The sequence below is a fragment of the Apibacter muscae genome (assembly GCF_007845635.1).
GTDB lineage: Bacteria > Bacteroidota > Bacteroidia > Flavobacteriales > Weeksellaceae > Apibacter > Apibacter muscae.
The window spans coordinates 1-20,521 of sequence record NZ_SELG01000032.1; the positions used below are offsets into that span (position 1 = coordinate 1).

At 31.4% G+C, this 20,521-nt stretch carries 20 protein-coding genes and 1 other RNA gene; 9 read left to right on the top strand and 12 right to left on the bottom strand.

Going from position 1 to position 20,521, the window contains the following annotated elements; genetic code table 11:
• Window positions 1–141: 141 nt before the first annotated feature.
• From argS to rnpB, 11 genes are all read right to left on the bottom strand, one after another.
• Window positions 142–1,908: an arginine--tRNA ligase gene (gene argS, locus ETU08_RS05090; RefSeq protein ID WP_146261946.1), complete on the bottom strand. Its 1,767-nt coding sequence runs from the start codon at window positions 1,906–1,908 to the stop codon at window positions 142–144.
• Between the two features lie 62 nt (window positions 1,909–1,970).
• Complete coding sequence (locus ETU08_RS05095) at window positions 1,971–3,107, bottom strand: DegT/DnrJ/EryC1/StrS family aminotransferase (protein WP_146261947.1); 1,137 nt, start codon at window positions 3,105–3,107, stop codon at window positions 1,971–1,973.
• A gap of 116 nt (window positions 3,108–3,223) precedes the next feature.
• Window positions 3,224–4,012, bottom strand: coding sequence for an FKBP-type peptidyl-prolyl cis-trans isomerase N-terminal domain-containing protein (locus ETU08_RS05100; protein ID WP_146261948.1), 789 nt, complete (start codon window positions 4,010–4,012; stop codon window positions 3,224–3,226).
• A gap of 29 nt (window positions 4,013–4,041) precedes the next feature.
• The gene (locus ETU08_RS05105; RefSeq protein ID WP_146261949.1) at window positions 4,042–4,791 is read right to left on the bottom strand and encodes a BamJ family beta-barrel-assembly machinery protein; all 750 of its coding nucleotides are present in this window, start codon (window positions 4,789–4,791) and stop codon (window positions 4,042–4,044) included.
• Between the two features lie 200 nt (window positions 4,792–4,991).
• The gene (locus tag ETU08_RS05110) at window positions 4,992–5,333 is read right to left on the bottom strand and encodes an FKBP-type peptidyl-prolyl cis-trans isomerase (RefSeq protein ID WP_146261950.1); all 342 of its coding nucleotides are present in this window, start codon (window positions 5,331–5,333) and stop codon (window positions 4,992–4,994) included.
• Window positions 5,334–5,381: 48 nt separating this feature from the next.
• Window positions 5,382–5,585: an FKBP-type peptidyl-prolyl cis-trans isomerase N-terminal domain-containing protein gene (locus ETU08_RS12035; protein ID WP_185145285.1), complete on the bottom strand. Its 204-nt coding sequence runs from the start codon at window positions 5,583–5,585 to the stop codon at window positions 5,382–5,384.
• A 183-nt stretch (window positions 5,586–5,768) separates the two neighbouring features.
• Window positions 5,769–6,227 (bottom strand): hypothetical protein, encoded by a 459-nt coding sequence (locus tag ETU08_RS05120; protein WP_146261952.1) that lies wholly within the window; start codon window positions 6,225–6,227, stop codon window positions 5,769–5,771.
• A 158-nt stretch (window positions 6,228–6,385) separates the two neighbouring features.
• Complete coding sequence (gene dnaX / locus ETU08_RS05125; RefSeq protein ID WP_146261953.1) at window positions 6,386–7,477, bottom strand: DNA polymerase III subunit gamma/tau; 1,092 nt, start codon at window positions 7,475–7,477, stop codon at window positions 6,386–6,388.
• Window positions 7,478–7,804: 327 nt separating this feature from the next.
• Complete coding sequence (gene rpmH / locus ETU08_RS05130) at window positions 7,805–7,960, bottom strand: 50S ribosomal protein L34 (RefSeq protein WP_146261954.1); 156 nt, start codon at window positions 7,958–7,960, stop codon at window positions 7,805–7,807.
• A gap of 150 nt (window positions 7,961–8,110) precedes the next feature.
• Window positions 8,111–8,716 (bottom strand): hypothetical protein, encoded by a 606-nt coding sequence (locus ETU08_RS05135; RefSeq protein ID WP_146261955.1) that lies wholly within the window; start codon window positions 8,714–8,716, stop codon window positions 8,111–8,113.
• A gap of 78 nt (window positions 8,717–8,794) precedes the next feature.
• An RNA gene (gene rnpB / locus ETU08_RS05140) (RNase P RNA component class A) lies at window positions 8,795–9,109 on the bottom strand.
• A gap of 80 nt (window positions 9,110–9,189) precedes the next feature.
• On the opposite strand from rnpB, the gene truB reads away from it, so the two are divergent.
• A complete protein-coding gene (gene truB / locus ETU08_RS05145) occupies window positions 9,190–9,885 on the top strand; it encodes a tRNA pseudouridine(55) synthase TruB (protein ID WP_146261956.1) in 696 nt (231 codons plus the stop codon).
• A gap of 2 nt (window positions 9,886–9,887) precedes the next feature.
• Here the strand turns inward: truB and ETU08_RS05150 are convergent, their stop codons facing one another.
• Entirely contained in the window at window positions 9,888–10,670 is a 783-nt protein-coding gene (locus ETU08_RS05150) for a DeoR/GlpR family DNA-binding transcription regulator (protein WP_146261957.1), read from the bottom strand.
• A 386-nt stretch (window positions 10,671–11,056) separates the two neighbouring features.
• Between ETU08_RS05150 and ETU08_RS05155 the strand changes: the two genes are divergently transcribed.
• The 8 genes from ETU08_RS05155 to ETU08_RS05190 all read left to right on the top strand — a co-directional run bounded on the left by ETU08_RS05155 (window position 11,057) and on the right by ETU08_RS05190 (window position 20,516).
• Window positions 11,057–11,860, top strand: a complete 804-nt coding sequence (locus ETU08_RS05155) for an MIP/aquaporin family protein (protein ID WP_146261958.1) — start codon at window positions 11,057–11,059, stop codon at window positions 11,858–11,860.
• Between the two features lie 28 nt (window positions 11,861–11,888).
• On the top strand, window positions 11,889–12,539 hold the full coding sequence (gene fsa / locus ETU08_RS05160; protein ID WP_146261959.1) for a fructose-6-phosphate aldolase: 651 nt from the start codon (window positions 11,889–11,891) through the stop codon (window positions 12,537–12,539).
• A gap of 86 nt (window positions 12,540–12,625) precedes the next feature.
• Window positions 12,626–14,041, top strand: coding sequence for a sn-glycerol-1-phosphate dehydrogenase (locus ETU08_RS05165; protein ID WP_146261960.1), 1,416 nt, complete (start codon window positions 12,626–12,628; stop codon window positions 14,039–14,041).
• Window positions 14,042–14,108: 67 nt separating this feature from the next.
• Window positions 14,109–15,524 carry a sn-glycerol-1-phosphate dehydrogenase gene (locus ETU08_RS05170; RefSeq protein ID WP_146261961.1) on the top strand — a complete coding sequence of 472 codons (1,416 nt, stop codon included), beginning with the start codon at window positions 14,109–14,111 and terminating at the stop codon, window positions 15,522–15,524.
• Window positions 15,525–15,539: 15 nt separating this feature from the next.
• On the top strand, window positions 15,540–17,219 hold the full coding sequence (locus tag ETU08_RS05175) for a ribulokinase (protein WP_146261962.1): 1,680 nt from the start codon (window positions 15,540–15,542) through the stop codon (window positions 17,217–17,219).
• Window positions 17,220–17,230: 11 nt separating this feature from the next.
• Window positions 17,231–18,094 carry an HAD-IIA family hydrolase gene (locus ETU08_RS05180; protein WP_146261963.1) on the top strand — a complete coding sequence of 288 codons (864 nt, stop codon included), beginning with the start codon at window positions 17,231–17,233 and terminating at the stop codon, window positions 18,092–18,094.
• A gap of 6 nt (window positions 18,095–18,100) precedes the next feature.
• On the top strand, window positions 18,101–18,802 hold the full coding sequence (locus tag ETU08_RS05185) for an L-ribulose-5-phosphate 4-epimerase (RefSeq protein WP_185145286.1): 702 nt from the start codon (window positions 18,101–18,103) through the stop codon (window positions 18,800–18,802).
• Between the two features lie 40 nt (window positions 18,803–18,842).
• Window positions 18,843–20,516 carry a ribulokinase gene (locus ETU08_RS05190; RefSeq protein ID WP_146261965.1) on the top strand — a complete coding sequence of 558 codons (1,674 nt, stop codon included), beginning with the start codon at window positions 18,843–18,845 and terminating at the stop codon, window positions 20,514–20,516.
• Window positions 20,517–20,521 lie beyond the last annotated feature (5 nt).

The following is a 20,521-nucleotide window of genomic DNA, read 5'->3' on the forward strand; positions in this document are numbered from 1 at the left end:
TATGCTCTTTCTTTTGATTTTTATTCTCATCTGTTCTAATCATTTTTCTCTATATATTTTATATGCGCTTTTTAATTGCTAATCCCCCCCCCAAAAAAAAACAGGCTGATAAGACAGCCTGTTGGTTTTTTATTTTTTTAATTACATTCGATTTGGACTTTCAATTCCTAATAAATATAAACTTAATGCTATTACTTGTCCTGTGAACTGTGCTAGTTCTAATCTTAAATGTTTTTGTTCAATTGATTCTGAATTTAATATGGGATAGTTTTGATATAAATGATTAAATTCTTTAACTACTTCGTACACATAGTTTGCAATTATGGATGGATTTAGATCATGAGCTGATTTTTCAATTGCTTCTGGAAAATATGATAATTGAATTATTAAATTTTTTTCTACTTCATTCAATTTATTATCATTATTAACAGTATCTTGAGGCTGTTCTTTTCTTAATATAGATTGTATTCTTGCATACGTATATTGAATAAATGGACCTGTATTACCATTAAATTCTACACTTTCTTCGGGATTAAATAAAATTCTCTTTTTGGGATCTACTTTCAATATATAGTATTTTAAGGCTCCTAATCCTACTGATTCATTTATCTTAGATTTTTCTTCTTGTGTAAATTCGTCTAATTTTCCTCTTTCAATTGAAATTTGTTCTGCTGTTTCAATCATTTCCTGCATTAATTCGTCTGCATCAACTACTGTCCCTTCTCTAGATTTCATCTTTCCACTCGGTAAATCTACCATTCCATATGAAAGATGATACATATGATCCGCCCATGTGTATCCTAATTTTTTTAGCACTAAAAATAAAACTTGAAAATGATAATCTTGTTCATTGCCCACCGTATAAATTAGCTGATCTAATTTATATTTAGCAAAACGTTCTACTGCAGTTCCTAAATCTTGAGTCATATAGACTGAGGTTCCATCTGCTCTTAGTAATAGTTTTTGATCTAATCCTTCTTCAGTCAGATCAGCCCAAATGGATCCGTCTTCTTTCTGCAAAAGAATCCCTTTTTCTAATCCTTTTTCAACTATATCTTTACCCAATAGATAGGTATTACTTTCGTATTGAATTATATCAAATGATACCCCTAACTGTTTGTAAGTCATTTCAAATCCTTGATAAACCCAATGATTCATTGTATGCCACAATTCTCTAATTTCAGTATCTCCTTCCTCCCATTTTCTTAACATCTCTTGAGCTTCCAATAAAATTGGTGCTTTTTTCTTAGCTTCTTCTTTTTCATACCCTTTGGTAACAAGTTCATTCACTTGTTTTTGATATTCCTTATCAAAGATTACATAATATTTCCCTACCAGATGATCTCCTTTAAGTTTTGATGACTCCGGCGTCTCTCCTTCTCCATATTTTTGCCAGGCTAGCATAGATTTACAGATGTGTATTCCTCGATCATTTATTATTTGCGAAGTGATGACTTCATTACCTGCTGCCTTTAATATTTTACTAATGGAATACCCTAATAGATTATTTCTAATATGCCCTAAGTGAATTGGTTTATTTGTATTTGGTGATGAATATTCTACCATTATTTTATTTCCAAGCTCTTTCTTTATACCAAATTCTGGGTTGGAATAGTTGTTATTCAAAAAATTTATGAATAATTTGTCTTGTAGGGTGATATTTAAAAATCCTTTAACAACATTATATGAGTGTATTATCTCCTTTTCTTCTAGTAAAGAATTTCCAATAGTATTTGCAATTTGTTCAGGCTTTTGTTGCAAATATTTTACTAGGGGAAAAACAACTAAGGTATAATCTCCTTCAAATTCGTCTTTGGTTTTTTGTATTTCTATTGTATCTATTTCTAATCCGAAAATTCTTTTTATAGCTTTGATGCATATTTCTTTTAGTAGAGATTTAGGATTCATTATTTTATAATATTGTTTAAAACTTAATTTTTTTTTTATTAAAAATATGATGTAGATTTAATCTAGTTTTTAGTATTGAAATACATTAAAATATTGTCTGATATATATTTTAATTGTTCATCCTCTAACTCAGAATGCATAGGCAATGAGATCACTTGATTAATTAATTGATCTGTAATTATGAAATCTTGATCTTTATAATCATCACTAAAATAGGCTTTCTGCTTTCTTAATGGCACTGGATAATATATCATGGCTGGAATCTCTTTTTCAAGTAGATATTTTTGTAATTCATCTCTATTTGAATTTACAATCTTAAGAGTGTATTGGTGAAATACATGAGTTGAATATTCCGCTCTCGTTGGTACTTGCAAATTTGGATGGTTAGCAAATTCTTTGTCGTAATAGTCTGCTGCATTCATTCTTTTTTTATTATACTCATCTAAGTGTGGTAGCTTTGCATTTAATACTACGGCTTGTAAGGTATCTAATCTTGAGTTAACTCCTATCTCGTCATGATAATATCTTTTATACATTCCATGATTCACAATTCCCCTAATTTTATGTGCCAAATTTTCATCATTAGTATAAATGGCTCCTCCATCTCCATAGCAACCTAAATTTTTGGATGGAAAAAAAGAAGTGGTTCCAATTGTACCAATAGTTCCAGATTTTTTAGTTGTTCCATCACTAAATATATAATCTGCTCCTATGGCTTGTGCATTATCTTCAATAATATATAGATTATGTTCTTGAGCAATTTTCAATATTTCTTCCATATTGGCGCATTGACCAAATAAGTGAACTGGAATAATAGCTTTTGTTTTGGGGGTAATAGCTTTTTTTATTGCTTCTGGATGAATTGTAAATGTGTTGTAATCTACATCGACCAAAACGGATTTAAGGTTTAAAAGGTTAATCACTTCTACAGTAGCTGCAAAAGTAAAATCTGCTGTAATTACTTCATCTCCGGGTTTTAAATCTAAAGCCATTAAAGCAATCTGTAACGCATCTGTACCATTGGCACAAGGAATAACGTTTTTAACCTGTAAATAATTTTCCAAATTATTTGCAAATTGGGTAACTTGTTGTCCATTAATAAATGAGGCTGTATTTAATACTTGATCAAATCCTTTTTGTATTTCTGCTTCTATACATTTGTATTGGCTAATTAAATCAACCATTTGTATTTTTTTCATCTTCAGATTGCATTTATAAATACAAATTTACTAAATGATTGTCAACTGCTTTAGTTTAAAATAAAAAACTCTTATAAATATTTATAAGAGTTTTTTATTTTAGTAATAATTATAATTTATTTTTTTGGTTGCTGAGATTGAACGTTTAAATCTTTATTTTGTTCCTCATCCATTTGCTTTATACCTCCTTGTGGAATCGCTTGTTGATCTTTTTTAGAATCTGGTTTAAAATCTACCAATTCAACTTCAAATATAAGCGTTTGATTAGGACCTACAGGACCATTTTCTCCATAAGCCAATTCAGAAGGCACATATAAGGTGTACTTACTACCTTTATTCATTAGCTTAACGCCTTCCTGCCATCCTGGCACTACTTGGTTTAACGGTATATCTACAGGCTTACCATTAATTTTTTTTGAATCATCCGCTACATATCCATCAATAGTTTTAAGTACATAGTTAACAGATACAATGTCTTCACTAGTTGGATTTGCTCCTGTACCTTCTTTTTCAACCTTATATTGTAAACCGGATGGTGTGGTCTTAACACCTGATTTCTTTTTATTTTCTTCTAAAAATTTCTTTCCTTCTTCAGCATTTGATTTCTTTACTTTTTCTGCATGATCTGGAATATAGGTTGTCATGAAAGATTGTATCGAATCTTCCGGAAACAAGGATTTTTTCCCTTCAAGTTTGTCTTTAATTCCTTGCATAAAAACATCCCAATTTATAGTTTTGTCAAAACCTTGAGCTTTAAGGTTTTGAGCCATGTTTGAACCAATAATATAAGACGCTTTTTCATCATTAGTTTTTAAAGTACTAACGGAAGCAGAATTTCCAGACTTTTTATCACAAGAAACAACAGCCATACCTACGACTGCTAGTAAGAATACTTTTTTAATCATTGTTGAAAATATTAAAATGATTTTATAATTTATTTGTTATTCTGAATGCCTTGCACCTCCTGTGCATCTTGTGGTTGAGCTTGGAAATCAACTAAATCAACATCAAAGATTAATACAGAATTAGGACCAATTTCTGAACCTGCTCCATTTTCTCCATACCCCAATTCCGAAGGAATATAAAATCTATATTTAGAACCTTTGTTCATAAGTTTAACTCCTTCAGTCCATCCCGGTATAACTTTATCTAAAATAAATTCTACAGGTTGTCCGTTGTTACTTTTATCGGAAGAATCAAATACTTTTCCATCCAACAATTTCCCAGTGTATTTAACTTTTACTTTATCGGTTGCATTTGGAGTTTCTTTACCCGTACCTTTGGATAAAACCTCATATTGTAGTCCTGAAGCTGTAGTTATAACTCCTTTTTTCTTTTTATTTGCAGCTAAAAATGCTAATCCTTCTTCTTTATTTTTTTTACCTAAAATCTCTCTTTTTTGCTGTAATTCTGCCATTTTTTTCTGACCAAATTTTTGCATGAAAACATTTATAGAGTCTTGGGTAAATAACAATGGTTTTTCAGCAAAAACGTCATTCATCCCCTGACCTAAAACTGTAACATCAATATCTTCAGATAAGTCTTGTGCTTTTAAATTTTCAGCTATGTTAACACCTATAGAATAAGAAAGTTTTTCCTTATCTGTAGTTATTTTTGTTGTTTTTTGAGCAAATGCCGGTAGTGCATATACACATAATGCTACCGCAATGATGTTTTTCTTCATTTATTTTTTATTAATATTTATAAATTCCTAAATAACGTTTAAATGATAAGTTAAGAATTTAAATTTTACGTATTTTTTAAGTGTCAAATAATATGCCAAGCGTTTAATACAAAACCTTATTGATTTGTTAAAATTATATATTAAATTAATTTATAATTATATCATTTACTTTGTTCTATTAAATCCTCCAATTCTTCAATTTATTTTCTGTATAGTTCTATCTGCTCTTCATATTGTTGAATTAACTCTGCATTTTTTGTTGGAACTATTTGCTCTTCTGGTTTAGTCATGGATATAAAATCAACCAATTCAACTTCAAATATAAGTGTTTGATTGTGTCCTACAAAGCTATTTTCACCATAAGCTAATTTAGCATGCACATATAGGGTGTTCTTACTACCTTTATCCATTATCTTAACACCTTCCTGCCATCCTGACACAACTTGGTTTAACGGTATATCTACAGGTTGACCATAAATATTTTTTGAGTTTTCCACTACATATCTATCAATGGTTTTATGAATATAATTGACTAATAAAATGTCTTCGTAAGTGGTTTTCGCTGCCCTACCTTCTTTTTCTACCTTGTATTACAGACCGGATGGTGTGGTCTTAATACCTGATTTCTTTTTATTTTCTTCTAAAAATTTCTTTACTTCTTCAGCATTTGATTTCTTTACTTTTTCTGCATGATCGGGAATATACGTTGTCATGAATGATTTTATTAAATCTTCTGGAAATAAGGATTTTTTCCTTCTAGTTTGTCTTTGAATCCTTGAATAAAAACATCTCAATTGATAGGTTTGTCAAAACCTTGAGCTTTATGATTTTGAGACATGCTTGAACCAATAATATAAGATGCTTTTTTATCATTGGTGTTTAATTTTAATAACCTTTGGGATAAGGTAAAAGTTGTTGATAGTAAAGCAATTAAATAACTAGTTGGTTTTATAATTTTATTATATTTTAAATTTTATTTAGAAATCAAGCCTGAAATCATTTCTTAATTTCTCCAGCCAAGGATTTTCTTTTAGCATTTTTTGGTATTTGTCTTTTTCTGACAATGATATATTTACAGTTGATTGTTTAATCTGGTAGGTAAATTCAATGGAAAAATTATTTAATTTATATTTCAACTTTTGAAAAAAATCTTCTCGTAAAGTCTCAAATTCTTCGTAAGAAGAATTTGAAGGAAATTCAAAACTAATTAAATATTTGTCTTTTAAATTGCATTTAGCTGAATTTAAAGCATTAAAGAGAATTGGCTCTTCTAATTTTAATTTTTCTAAATAGTCATTCCAAAATAATATAACTTGCTCTTCATTGAACTCATCTTTTGGTTTTTGCGTGGTATCTAAACTTAAATTTTTATCAATTTTTTCTTCTGTAGTTTCTAGTATGTTCTTAATTGAAAGTAAAGAGTTAGTATTTGACAATTTACTTTTAGGTAATTTTATTTGCTGGGGTAGTTCAATATCCTTGCGTTTTTCTTCAATGGTATGGTTTATAACCTGTGAAGTTTTTAAAGCATTTAATTGATTTTCTGTTGGAACGGATTTTACCGTATTAAAATTTCTTAATCTTTGTGGTAAAATTATTCTAAACTTTTTTTTTTACTCGAAGTAAATTCGTCAGTAGTTATGGATGCAAGTTGCATTAAAGCAATTTCTATAGACAACCTTGAATTTTTTGAACTTCTATAATTTATATCTGCTTGATGACATATTTCGATAGCATTTATTAAAAATTTAGGTTTACATACTTGCGCTTGTTCGATATACTTTTTCTTTGTAGACTCCCCAACTTCTAATAATGATATGGTTTGAGGGTTTTGGGCAACCATCAAATCTCTAAAGTGACTACCTAAAGATGCTATAAATGATTGAGGATCAAACCCTTTTTTTTCAATTTCATTAAAAACAAGTAGTAAATTTGGTATATCATTATTTAAAGCCATATCTGTAATTCTAAAAAAACAATCATAATCTAATATGCTTAAATTTTCAGTTACTGCTGACAGGGTTAAATTTTTTTGTGTAAATGTAACTAATCGATCAAAAATTGATAACGCATCCCTTAAGCCTCCATCTGCTTTTTGAGCTATGATATGAAGAGCATCTTCTTCGTAATTAATTTTTTCTTTTATAGCGATTTTTTGTAAATGCTCCTTGATATCGATTACTTCAATCCTTTTAAAATCATAAATTTGGCAACGAGATAGAATTGTTGGTATTATTTTTTGTTTTTCTGTCGTAGCTAAAATAAATATGGCATGTGCCGGAGGTTCTTCCAATGTTTTTAAAAATGCATTAAAAGCTGCATTGGATAACATATGAACCTCGTCAATTATATAAACTTTATATTTACCAACTTGGGGTGCATATCTAACTTGTTCAATTAAGTTACGTATATCATCCACAGAATTATTCGAAGCTGCATCTAACTCAAATATATTAAAAGCAAAGTCATTTTCATCAGTCTCTCCAAATTTTTCGTTAATTTTTCTTGCTAATATACGTGCACAAGTAGTTTTTCCTACACCTCTAGGTCCGCAAAAGAGTAAAGCTTGAGCCAATTGATTATTTTCAATAGCGTGTTCTAAAGTATCTGTAATATGACTTTGTCCTACTACAGAATCGAATTCTAAAGGTCTATATTTTCTTGCAGAAACAACAAAATTATCCATACCTTACAAAGGTACTATTTTAATTTAAATTGTGTTTAATATGAAAAATATTTCTGTATTTGTACTTTAATATTAATAAAATCTAATAAAGATAGATAATATTTGATAATAATAAATATTAAATATGAACCCTGAAATTTTCATTAATTAATAATCCGGCAAATACATATACTATTTAAAATTTCTAACATTATAAATAATACATAAAAATTTACCATAAAACAAAATATTCAGTACAAATACATTAATTGTATAGGAATTTTTAACAAAAAAAGTTAGTACAATGCACTAACTTTAACAATAAAAAATTGATATATTTTATATTAATTATCTTTTAGCTCTATAGTCACTAACTGACAATTGTTTTCTGCCTTTAGCTCTTCGTCTTGCTAAAACTTTTCTTCCATTAGGTGTAGACATTCTTTCACGAAACCCGTGTTTGTTTCGTCTCTTTCTTTCTGAAGGTTGAAATGTACGTTTCATTGTATATTATCTTATATCGTTATTCGTTTCTAAAACTTTTCAAGGGTGCAAATATAATATTAATTTTTAATAATACTGCTTAAATCTATTTTTTTATTCAAATATAAAAAAATAATTGTTAAATTAAGTATAGATTATTTTTAAAGCCAATTATTTGTTTGTACTTATGAGTATAATACTATCCATTTTCATTTTTAGATAATCTTTTTTTCTTTTGTAATTAGATTTCAATTCTTCCTTTCTTTTTTTATATTTATTTTTAGATAAACTATTTTCTTGTCTCTCTAACTGATCTTTTTGTAGATCATATTCATTTTCTAACTTATCTAATTGTAGCTCAAGCTCATTAAATTTTTGATATTGCTGAGCCAATTCAGGATTATCATAAAATGCAGAATTCAAACCTGATTGCTCTCCATTTATTAATTTATTTATTTCACTTAAATATTGAGATTTCAATTTCCTCTTCTCTACCCCTTTTTCATAACCTGAAAGTTTAGGATCCATACCTATTGCTTTCATTTTGAATCCCAATTCTTTTTTAAGAATTGCAATTTGCGATTTCTTTTCAGCACTTATGTTATGATTATTTTCAAAGGGTTTGAAATCATTCTCCCAATCAACCTCATCACTTAGACTATTGGATGAAGTTATTTCTTTTGAAGATAAATCAGCAGGACTAGAATCTTTATTATTAGAATTGCACGATAATAATAAAAAAGAAATACTATAAATCAATATATGATTAAATTTCATAATTTATAAATTAAATTTTATTTAACAAATATAATTATAAACTTATGTTATTTAAATAATTTTTGAATTAGCTGAAATATAAAAAGCAAATCAATAAGCCGGATTCTGTCATTTTTTATTTCTAAAAAAGCCTTGTTATTTATCTAGAATAAAGATTACTCTTTATTTCGAACTGCCTACCCCTCAACAACGGGCGGATCACCCTTAAAAGCTGATATACATAGCATTGCACCTTATAGAGTTTACCTGATTTCACTACAGCCTAACTGTACATTCTTTCTGTTGCACTTGTCCTCACTTTACAGTGGACGGGCGTTACCCGCTATAATATCCTACGGTGTCCGGACTTTCCTCTTTTACTAATGAGTAAAAGCAACAAGGTTGATTTGCTTTTTTGCAAAAATACATTATTAGAATTTCTGAATCTAATATTTAATCAAAATAATTACTTTTGTTTAAATTTTAAAATTTACATGTACACATTAGAGCAGCTTCAAGAAGGCATTATATATTTAATTGATAAACCTCTAGATTGGACTTCCTTTGATGTAGTAAATAAAATTAAATGGAGAATTAAAAGACATTTTAATGTAAAAAAAATAAAAGTCGGACATGCCGGAACTTTAGACCCTAAAGCTACTGGGTTGTTAATTGTTTGTGTTGGAAAATACACTAAAAAAATACAGGAAATACAAAATGCTTCTAAAGTTTACACTGGTACTATTAAATTGGGAGTTCAAACTCCTTCTTATGATTCTGAAACTAATGAAATAAATCCTAAAGATTATTCTTATTTAAATAAATTATCTATTAATGATGCTACCAAAAGTTTCATTGGTTTACAAATTAACCAAACCCCACCCTTATATTCTGCTTTAAAAAAAGAGGGTAAAAGATATTACGAAATAGCTAGAAAGGGAGAATCTATTGATATATCTGCACGGAAGATTAATATATACGATTTTACCATCACAGAGATACAATTACCTTTTATAAAATTTAAAGTTCATTGTAGCAAAGGAACTTATATTCGATCGCTAGCTCACGATTTTGGAAACTTATTAGGTTGTGGAGGATATCTTACAGAGCTTCATCGTGAGAAAATTGGGGATTTTGATGTTGAAAATGCTAATAATTTAATTTTAGTAAAAGAAGATTATTTCTCATAAATTTACTTAGCTATAATTACTTCAATCCCTATATCTTCAAGTCTTTGTAAATCAGTAGTTGAAATACCATCGTCTGTAATTAATACATGAATTTTCTCAAGTTCTACAATTTTCCCAAATCCACGTTTGCTAATTTTCGTAGAATCAGCTAAAACTATTACTTTTTCAGAGTTTTCAATCATCATTTGATTTAATTTAGCTTCCATAGTACTTGATGTTGACAGACCAAAATCAAAATCTACTCCATCTGCTCCTAAAAATAGCTTATTACAAGAATAATTACTAATCATAAGTTCTGCATATGGACCCATTACTGAGCCAGACTTAGTTCTCACATCACCCCCTAGTTGAATGACATTAAAATTGGGATTTCCGTACAATGATAGAGCTGGCTTTAAAGACGACGTAAGAATCGTTAGCTTTTCATACTGACTACCTATCACTTGAGCAATCATTTGAGTAGTTGTTCCCGAGGATATAGTGATAAAATCATTTTCTTCAATTAAACTTAATGCAGCCTTTGCAATCTTCGTTTTTTCTTCCACTTGAAGAGTCTCTTTTTTGTTTATGTTTCTTTCTTGTACAATAAACGACTCTCTAGTAGCGCCTCCATGTGTTCTATAAAGCTTACCTATTTTTTCAAGATGAGTTAAATCTTTTCGTATGGTTACAGCAGAAACATTTAATTTTCTACATAAATCTGCTACAGAAACATAATTGTTGTATTTTAACTCATCTAATATTTCTTGCTGTCTGATATTATTAATATTATTAGGGCTTCTCATATATTCATCAAGTATAATTAATTTTCTAATAATTTTTTTATTTTTCAATTAATAAGAAATAAAATCTAAATTATTACTATGCAAAAATAGTAATTTTTATATAAAATGAAAGTTTAGTGCTAATATTTGAGCAAATTTAGGTGAAATAATTTTCGTTATTGAAATCTTAAACGCTCAAATCTATTTTACTATATGTAGTTAAATGCTAATAAATGATTAAAAATAAGAATCCTAACTAGCTACAAACAAAATTTACTGCATGCATAAAAAAAATTGCGTTTTATTATTGTTTTGTTTCGATTTAGTAAATATATTTGCTATACTTAGATTATTAAAAATAACATCAACTAAAACTCAAAATTATTAACTAAAACCAATACAAAATTATGGACTCAGTACTAACAACTAAATTTATAGGAGAACTATTAGGTTCTTTCACACTAATCGCATTAGGATGTGGTATAAATATGAATTTGACATTAAAGAAATCTTATGGTGAAGGAAACACATCCTCGGTAACAGGACCTCTAGCTTGGGGTTTTGCAGTTGCGATGGCTGTAATTGTATCCTCTCCTTTTGATACCGGTGGACATTTCAATCCCGCTGTAACTATTGGTCAATGGGCTGCGGGCGTTTTCCCTAAAGAATGGATATTAACCTACCTCACCGCTCAATTTATTGGATGTTTTCTGGGAGCATTGGCTGTATCCTTTATTTATAAAGGACACCTAGATCAAACTGCTAGTGAGCCAGCAAAATTATTAGGTGTTTACGCAACTAATGCATCTATTAGAGAAAATAAAATCCAAAATTTTTCATCCGAACTTTTAGCTACTTTTTTCCTTATATTAATAGGTTTATGTATGGGAGCAAATCATGCAGGAGTAATTATCGAAAATTCCACTGGAATCCCTCAATTCACACATTCTGTAGTTGGGTTTGGTTCGTTAGGAGCAATCCCTGCCGGATTTATGATTTTTGCTATAGGAATGGCTTTCGGTGGTATAACCGGATGGTCTTTAAATCCTGCAAGAGATTTAATGCCGCGTTTAGTTCATCAAATTCTACCTTTAAAAGGTAAAGGAGATAGTGATTGGGGATATGGAATTGTATATGCATCTATAGCACCTATGATTGGCTGTTTATTAGCTGCAGGAATATATTTAATTATAAAACCATATTTTGGTTAAAATAAATACAACCTTTAAAAATAATAAAATGAAATTTTTTATCGACACCGCTGATCTAGATCAGATTAAAAAAGCACAAGATTTAGGAGTTCTTGATGGAGTAACTACCAATCCTTCTATAATGGCAAAAGTTGGAATTACTGGCAAGGATCAGATTCATGCACATTATAAAGCAATTTGTGATATAGTTGATGGAGATGTTAGTGCAGAAGTACTCTCTGTTGATTATGACGGAATTATTAAAGAAGGAGAAGAACTTGCAAAAATAGATAATCAGATTACGGTAAAAGTCCCTATGATTTATGATGGAGTAAAAGCAATTAAATACTTATCTAGCAAAGGAATCAAAACCAACTGTACATTAGTTTTTTCTCCTGGTCAAGCACTTCTTGCAGCTAAAGCTGGAGCAACCTATGTATCTCCATTTCTTGGTAGACTGGATGACATTTCTACAGAGGGATTAAATTTAATTGAAGATATCCGAACCATCTATGACAACTATGGATATACTACTGAAATTTTAGCTGCCTCTATAAGATCTCCTATGCATATTATTAATTGTGCTAAAATTGGAGCAGATGTAATTACTTCTCCTTTAGCCTCTATTATTAATTTATTAAAACATCCTCTAACTGATAGTGGTTTAGCTCAATTTATTGAGGATGCTAAAAAATTATAAATTGTAATAACTGAAAATTGCTCTAAAATTACATAGGGCAATTTTCGGTTTTAAATTCATTTTGATTAATTATAAATTGAAAAAACATGTCTAAAGAAAGTATAGCTTCTGCTCTTAAACAAGCTACCGAAACCAAATTCTTAGAAATAGAATCTGGAATACTAAATCAAGTTCCTAAAATTTTTTCAGAACAATTCCCTGGTAAAAAAGGAATTATTATTGCTGATCCTAACACCTACCGGGTTGCTGGAGAAGAAATACATGAAGAACTAAAAAAAGCAGGATTAGAAGGTGAAAGCCCTTATATCTTAGATGATCCTAATTTATATGCAGATTATATTTTTGTAGAAAAAATAAGAGATTATTTAAAAGATAAGGATGTAACCCCTATTGCTGTTGGTTCAGGAGTTATCAATGATCTTGTAAAAAGAGCAAGTTCTGAATTAAAAAGAAAATATATGTGTGTTGCTACCGCAGCTTCAATGGATGGATATTCATCAGCCGGTGCTTCAATAACTAATAAAGGAGCTAAAATCACACACGCATGTGAAGCTCCACAAGTTTTAGTAGCAGATATAGATATTATTGCTGCAGCCCCACCATTAATGACAGCATCTGGTTACGCTGATTTATATGCAAAAGTTGTATCAGGCGCAGATTGGTTAATTGCTGCAGAATTGTACGATGAAAAAAATCCTAAAAAAGGTATTGAACCCTTAACTAGCGCTTGGCATACCGTTCAAGATGGATTGGCAGAATCATTATCCGATCCAGAAGGTGCAAAAAATGGAAATGCCAAAGCCATTGAATTATTAACAGAAGGTTTAATGTTGGGGGGATTCGCAATGCAATCCATGGAATCTTGGGGAGCAGGGGTAAGTCGACCAGCTTCAGGTGCAGAACACCAATTCAGTCATCTTTGGGATATGGAACATCATACTTTCCAAGGAGAGATGGCTAAAAGATTCGGTTTATATCCTAATCAAGATGAACAGGCACCTTCTCATGGATTTAAAGTTGGCATTGGTACTTTAGCTATTACAGCTTTATATGAAGTTTTATTAAAAACTCCAATTGAAAATTTGGACATTGAAGCTGCTGTTGAAAAATGGCCTACATTAGAAGATCAGCTAAGTGAAATTAATGAAATGTTTGGAGGAACAGAAATTTTACCTTTTGCAATCAACCAAACTACCGATAAATATGTTACGAAAGAAGAGCTTAGGGAACAATTAACTAAAATTAAGAATAACTGGCCTTCATTAAAAGAGAAAATTCAAAAACAAATTATTCCTTTTAACGAAACAAAAAGACGTTTGTCTGCAGTTGGAGCTCCCGTAGAACCTGAAGAAATTGGTATTACCAGGGATAGATTGAAAAAAAGTTTTTACAGAGCACATAAAATTAGAAGTAGATATACCATTCTAGACTTTGCTTATAGGGCTGGATATCTTGATCAATGGGTGGATGAACTCTTTAATTCTGGCGTTTTAAAAGGATAATAAATCTAAAATTTCAGTACATATTAAAAAGATTATGTACTGAAATTTACTTAAAAACCACAAAAATATGAACTCTCAAAATAGAATTGACAAAGCTTTATCCAAAGCTACCGAAACTAAATTTTTACTTATTGAAGCAGGAGCAATAAATAAAGTTGCAGAAATATTTAAAATACAATTTCCTGATAAAAAAGCTATTATAATAGCTGATCCTACAACTTATGCTATTGCAGGTGAAAAAATTACCAAAGATTTAGAAAAAGAAAATTTATTAGGGGAAAATACCTATATATTGAAAGATCCTAATCTTTTTGGTGATTATGTATATGTTGAAGAGCTAAGAGAGCATTTGAAAGGTAAAGGTTTAATAATAGTTGCGGTTGGATCTGGCGTTATCAACGATATATGCAAGAGAGCAGCTTCTGAATTAGAGACCCCATACATGGTAGTAGCTACTGCTGCTTCTATGGATGGATATTCTTCTTCAGGCGCAGCTTTAACAAATAAGGGTTCTAAAACCACTCATCCATGTGAAGCTCCACAAGTAATTGTTGCAGATTTAAACATAATATCTAAAGCACCGAGTTTAATGACTGCATCTGGATACGTAGATCTATATGCTAAAGTACCTGCAGGTGCAGATTGGATTCTCGCCTCCGAATTGTATGATAAGAATAACCCTTTAGAAGGAATAGAGCCTATAACTGAGGCATGGCATACCGTACAAGACGGTTTAGCCGAAGCCTTGGCTGATCCAGAAGGAGCTAAACGAGGAGAACATAAAGCTATACAATTATTAGTAGAGGGGCTTATGCTAGGTGGATTTGCAATGCAAGAAATGAAAGAATGGGGATTAGGAGTTAGCCGACCAGCCTCAGGGGCTGAACATTTATTCAGCCATATTTGGGAAATGGAGCATCATACATTTCAAGGAGAAATGGCAAAAAAATTTGGAATTTATCCCCACAAAGATAATCAATCTCCCTCTCACGGTTTTAAAGTTGGCATAGGTATATTAGCAACTCTTGCCTTTTACGAATTATTATTTCAAACACCTGTTGAAAATCTGGACATAGAAAAGGCTGTAGAAAATTGGCCAAGTTTAGAACAACAAAATCTAGAAATTGAAAAATTATTTAAAGGTTCAGATATCTTACCTACCGCACTTAAACAAACTAAAAGTAAGTATGTTAGTAAAGAGATTTTAAGAGAACAACTTACTAAGATTAAAAATAATTGGCCTAAAATTAAAGAAAGATTACAAAATCAACTAATCTCTTTTGAGGAAACTGTTGAAAGATTTAAGCAAGTAGGTGCACCTACGAAACCTGAAGAAATCGGACTAACGAAAGAAGACCTAAAGTTATGTTTCTATAAAGCGCATAAATTAAGAGCACGATATACAATTCTTGATTTTGCTTATAGAGCGGGGTATTTTGAAGACTGGGTAGAACATTTATTCACCAAAGGAATTTTTAAATAATTTAACAATGCTCACATGGGAAAAGACCAATACATTGTAGGTATAGACTTTGGAACCTTATCGGTTAGAAGTAGTGTTATAAGAGTTAGAGACGGATTTGAACGTGGTACAGCAGTTTCTGAATATAAACATCAGGTGATGGATCAAAATCTAACGGCCAGTGAAAATGAGCCACTTCCCCCTGATTTTGCACTTCAAAATCCCACCGATTATATTGAATCATTAATTGAATCTGTAAATCAAGCAGTCAAAGACTCTGGTGTTGTAGTAAAACATATCATTGGTATAGGAGTTGACTTCACCTCACCTACTGTATTGGCAACAAATTCCATGGGAGTACCTCTATGCAATTTTCCCGAATTCAAAAATCGGCCCCACGCTTATGCTAAGCTATGGAAACATCATGCAGCAGATGACCAAGCTAAACGTTTATTAAAAGAAGCACAAGATAGAAAAGAAGATTGGTTAAGTTTTTATGGAGGAGGATTATCTGCGGAAAATACTGTTTGTAAAATAATGGAAACTTATGAAAAAGATAGAGAACTATATGATCAAGCAACCAATTTTGTAAATGCTGTTGATTGGATTGTATGGCAACTCACAGACCAACTAATATTTTCATCTGCAGACACAGGTTTTAAAAAAAATTATCAAAACGGTAAATATCCAAGTTATGATTATTTAGAATCCGTATCAAAGGGGTTTGGAAATATGTATAAAGAAAAGATGAATGCTCCTATACAAGCCATAGGCACAGAAGCTGGAAAACTAAGTAAGGTAATGGCAGAAAAGCTAGGTTTATATCCTGAAATTTCTGTTGCCGTTGGTCTAAATGACGGACATGTAACCCCTGCTGCTGTAAAAGCGGTAAGACCTGGTATACTTTCGGCTATTCTAGGAACCTCTGGTTGTTACTTTATAAATTCAGAAAAGTTTAAAGAAGTTCCAGGAATGTTAGGAATTGTTTATGAAGGTGTAGTAGAGAACTTGTGGTGTTTTGAAGCTGGACAAACCTCTTTCGGCGATACTTTTGCTTGGTTTACGAAAAATTTTGTTCCCTCAGAATATCAAGAAGAAGCCAAAAAGCTGAATTTAAATCTTCATGAATATTTAACTCGTAAATGTTCAACTCAAAAAATAGGACAACATGGGCTTATAGCTTTGGATTGGAATAATGGTAATAGATCTATTTTATGCGATGCTTCCTTATCAGGTTTACTTATTGGTTACACTTTAACAACCAAACCGGAAGATATCTATCGTGCTTTAATGGAAGCCTGTGCATTTGGTGCAAGAAAAATTATTGAAACCATGAATCAATATGAACTTGAAATTAATGAAATTGTTGTTGCTGGAGGTATGCTGAAAAATAAATTTTTTATGCAAATGTTAAGTGATATCACCAGGCTGCCAATATCCATAACAAAATCTAATGCCATAGGAGCTCTTGGTTCTGCTATATATGGCGCTGTTGCCGCTGGCTGCTATCCAAATATCACAACTGCTTCTGATGCCATGGGAAATAAAGTTCCTAATGTTTTTAAGCCCAATGAAGAAAAAGCTGCTGCTTATGATTTATTGTATGAACAATACACTGCATTATATACTTTGTTTGGTGAGAAACAGCCCGAAATTATGCATCAATTAAAGAAAATACAAAAAAACTCTACTTTAACAATAAATAATAAAAATTAGATTTATAGAACATGAAAAATCATATTACCGATATTAAGACAGTTCCTCAAGAAATTCTTGAAAAAATACAAAAAATAAAGCATGTAGCTCTAGATATGGATGGTACTATATACAACGGTTCTACCCTTTTTCCATATACGATTAGTTTTCTTAACCAATTGAAACAACTAGGAGTAACATACTCATTCCTAACGAATAATCCATCCAAAAGTATATCAGATTATTTAAAAAAATTAGAACATTTAGGAATTCCTGCAACCGAAGAAGAAATGTATTCTTCTGCGGTAGCTACTATAGACTATCTAAAAAATAATCACCCTGAAGTTAAAAAGTTATTTCTATTAGGAACCCCAAGTATGATAGAGCAGTTTGAAAACGCGGGTTATATTTCAACGAAAGATTCTGCTGATGATGAACCAGATGCACTTGTAGTAGCCTTTGATATGAGCTTGACTTATGAAAGATTATGTAGAGCTGCTTGGTGGGCTAAGCAAGGAAAATTATATTTAGCTACCAACCCGGATAGAGTTTGTCCTACGGATCAACCGGTAGTCTTAGTAGATTGTGCATCTATATATGCCTGCATTGAAACAGCGACTGGTAGAAAACCAGATCTTGTTTTAGGAAAACCACAAAAAGAAATGCTTGATGGTATCTTAGAATCTAAAAAATTAAAACCTGAGGAAGTAGCCATGGTTGGAGATCGTATCTATACAGATATGATGATGGCATACAACGCCGGTGCATTCGGAGTTTTAGTTCTTACTGGTGAAGCTACTTTAGATGATGCTAAAAATGCTAATCCTGAATTAGACATCATCCTTCCAAGCATTAAAGAACTAGGAAATTTAATTGAAATTACTCATTCTAAATAATACATCATGTCAAAATACAATCGTATAAAGGAAGAAGCTTATCATGGAAATTTACAATTGTCAAAATTAGGTTTAGTATTATTTACATGGGGAAATGTAAGTGTTGCAGACCATAGTGAAAAGGTTTTCGCTATAAAACCTAGTGGTGTTCCTTACGAGAATCTTACAGTAGAAGAAATGGTAATCGTAGACTTTGAAGGAAATGTTATTGAAGGTAAACTTAGACCTTCTTCAGACACACCTACCCATGCTGTTTTATATAAACATTGGAATGATGTAAATTCCATTGTACACACCCATAGTACCTACGCAACCGCTTGGGCACAATCTCAATTAGATATTCCCATTCTTGGAACCACCCACGCTGATCACAACACCTCAGATATTCCATGTGCACCTCCAATGAGTGATGAGATGATTAAAGGAAACTATGAATATGAAACTGGATTTCAAATCCTAAATATTCTAAAAGAAAAAAAATTATCTCACACAGAAATGGAGATGGTTTTAATAGGAAATCATGCTCCCTTTACTTGGGGTAAATCAGCTGAAAAAGCAGTGTATAATAGTGCCGTACTGGAAAACGTTGCTAAAATGGCTTACCTAACCAAACAAATAAATCCAAACGCTCCAAGACTTAAAGATGCTCTCATTAACAAGCATTATGAAAGAAAACACGGGACAAATGCCTATTATGGACAAAATTAAAGCCTTCTTTGCTTGAAAACAATTTAAAACTATATAAAAAATGAGTATTTCTAATCACTTAGTTATCGGAGTAGACTACGGTTCCGATTCTGCTAGAGCTATATTAATAGATGCAGAATCTGGGAAAGAGCTAGCCTTATCCGTCAAAGAATATACAAGATGGAAAAAAGGAATGTATTGCGATCCTGTAAATTATCAATTCCGCCAACATCCCTTAGATTATATTGAATCTTTAGAATTTATTATAAATGATGTAATTAACAAGGTACCTGGCTCAAGAGATAGAGTGAAAGCACTAGCCATTGACGTTACCTGTTCAACTCCCATTGTTGTTGATAAAGAAGGTACTCCCTTATCACTAAAACCAGACTTTGCAGAAAATCCCAATGGGATGTTCATCCTATGGAAAGACCATACCGGTATAGAGGAGTGCGATTATATTAATGAATTTTCACAGAAATGGCATACCGATTACACTAAATATGCCGGTGGAGGTGGAAATTATTCTGCTGAACATTTTTGGGCAAAAGCACTCCATGTATTTAAAACTGATCCTGATGTTCGTAAAGTAGGACATTCTTTTGTTGATGCGTGTGATTGGCTATCAAATGTTATTGTGGGTATAAATAAACCTGAAGAATTAAAAAGAAATATTTGTACTGCTGGCTTTAAAGTTCTTTGGAATAAAGAATGGGGAGGATATCCACCCAATGAATATTTTAAAGCTTTGGATCCCGTATTGGATGGTTTAGTAAATACCTTTTCGAAAGAGGTTTATACCTGTGTAGAACCAATTGGGCATTTAACGGAAGAATGGGCAAAGAGATTAGGTTTAACTACAAACGTTATAGTAGCTGCCGGTAATATTGATGCTCACGCCGGTGGAATTGGCGCCGGAGTCAAGAATAAAGCCATCGTACAGATTATAGGCACATCCACTTGCGATATTATTGTAGGTCCTAAAAGTAACGGAGATAGATTAATACCCGGAATTTCAGGACAAGCAGATGATTCAATTATTCCTGGAATGATTGGTTATGAGGCCGGACAATCTGTATATGGTGATTATTACGCTTGGTTTAAGAAGGTGTTAATGTGGCCTCTTAGAGAAATATTTGCTAAAACTTCTTTGGTAGATGAGGAAACAAAACAAAAAGTTATAGATGAGGTATATGCTGAAATGATACCTACCTTGGCAGAACAAGCAAAATTAATACCTACAAAAGATAGCCATATTATAGCTACTGATTGGATTAATGGAAGAAGAACTCCAAATGTAGACTATACCCAAAAGGGTACAATTACAGGTTTAGCACTTTCCAGCTCAACCCCTCTTATTTATAAAGCAATTGTTGAAGCTACTGCCTATGGATCCAGAGCGATTGTTGAACAATTTATAAACAATGGAATTGAAATTGAAGAAATTATTGCTGTAGGAGGAATCTCTCAAAAATCACCTTATGTAATGCAAGTTCTTTCAGATGTATTAGGAATGCCTATTAAGGTTATTGCTACGAGAGAAGCTTGCGCTCTTGGAGTTGCCATGTGTGCTTCGGTAGCTGCTGGGATTTATCCAAAATTAGAAATTGCACAAGAAAAGATGGGCATGGGAATATCAACCGTTTACACTCCTAACCCAGACAATCACGCCCATTATAACAACGAATATAAGAAATATAAAAAATTAGATTCTGTAAAAGAATTGACTCAATAAAAAAA

Excerpts from the sequence above, each read along its gene's own strand:
- ETU08_RS05150 (WP_146261957.1), bottom strand. The coding sequence starts at position 10,670 with ATGAGAAGCCCTAATAATATTAATAATATCAGACAGCAAGAAATATTA.
- ETU08_RS05185 (WP_185145286.1), top strand. The coding sequence starts at position 18,101 with ATGTCAAAATACAATCGTATAAAGGAAGAAGCTTATCATGGAAATTTA.
- ETU08_RS05165 (WP_146261960.1), top strand. The coding sequence starts at position 12,626 with ATGTCTAAAGAAAGTATAGCTTCTGCTCTTAAACAAGCTACCGAAACC.
- ETU08_RS05100 (WP_146261948.1), bottom strand. The coding sequence starts at position 4,012 with ATGATTAAAAAAGTATTCTTACTAGCAGTCGTAGGTATGGCTGTTGTT.
- argS (WP_146261946.1), bottom strand. The coding sequence starts at position 1,908 with ATGAATCCTAAATCTCTACTAAAAGAAATATGCATCAAAGCTATAAAA.
- ETU08_RS05155 (WP_146261958.1), top strand. The coding sequence starts at position 11,057 with ATGGACTCAGTACTAACAACTAAATTTATAGGAGAACTATTAGGTTCT.
- truB (WP_146261956.1), top strand. The coding sequence starts at position 9,190 with ATGTACACATTAGAGCAGCTTCAAGAAGGCATTATATATTTAATTGAT.
- ETU08_RS05135 (WP_146261955.1), bottom strand. The coding sequence starts at position 8,716 with ATGAAATTTAATCATATATTGATTTATAGTATTTCTTTTTTATTATTA.
- ETU08_RS05170 (WP_146261961.1), top strand. The coding sequence starts at position 14,109 with ATGAACTCTCAAAATAGAATTGACAAAGCTTTATCCAAAGCTACCGAA.
- rpmH (WP_146261954.1), bottom strand. The coding sequence starts at position 7,960 with ATGAAACGTACATTTCAACCTTCAGAAAGAAAGAGACGAAACAAACAC.
- ETU08_RS05180 (WP_146261963.1), top strand. The coding sequence starts at position 17,231 with ATGAAAAATCATATTACCGATATTAAGACAGTTCCTCAAGAAATTCTT.
- ETU08_RS05095 (WP_146261947.1), bottom strand. The coding sequence starts at position 3,107 with ATGAAAAAAATACAAATGGTTGATTTAATTAGCCAATACAAATGTATA.
- fsa (WP_146261959.1), top strand. The coding sequence starts at position 11,889 with ATGAAATTTTTTATCGACACCGCTGATCTAGATCAGATTAAAAAAGCA.
- ETU08_RS05175 (WP_146261962.1), top strand. The coding sequence starts at position 15,540 with ATGGGAAAAGACCAATACATTGTAGGTATAGACTTTGGAACCTTATCG.
- ETU08_RS05105 (WP_146261949.1), bottom strand. The coding sequence starts at position 4,791 with ATGAAGAAAAACATCATTGCGGTAGCATTATGTGTATATGCACTACCG.
- dnaX (WP_146261953.1), bottom strand. The coding sequence starts at position 7,477 with ATGGATAATTTTGTTGTTTCTGCAAGAAAATATAGACCTTTAGAATTC.
- ETU08_RS05190 (WP_146261965.1), top strand. The coding sequence starts at position 18,843 with ATGAGTATTTCTAATCACTTAGTTATCGGAGTAGACTACGGTTCCGAT.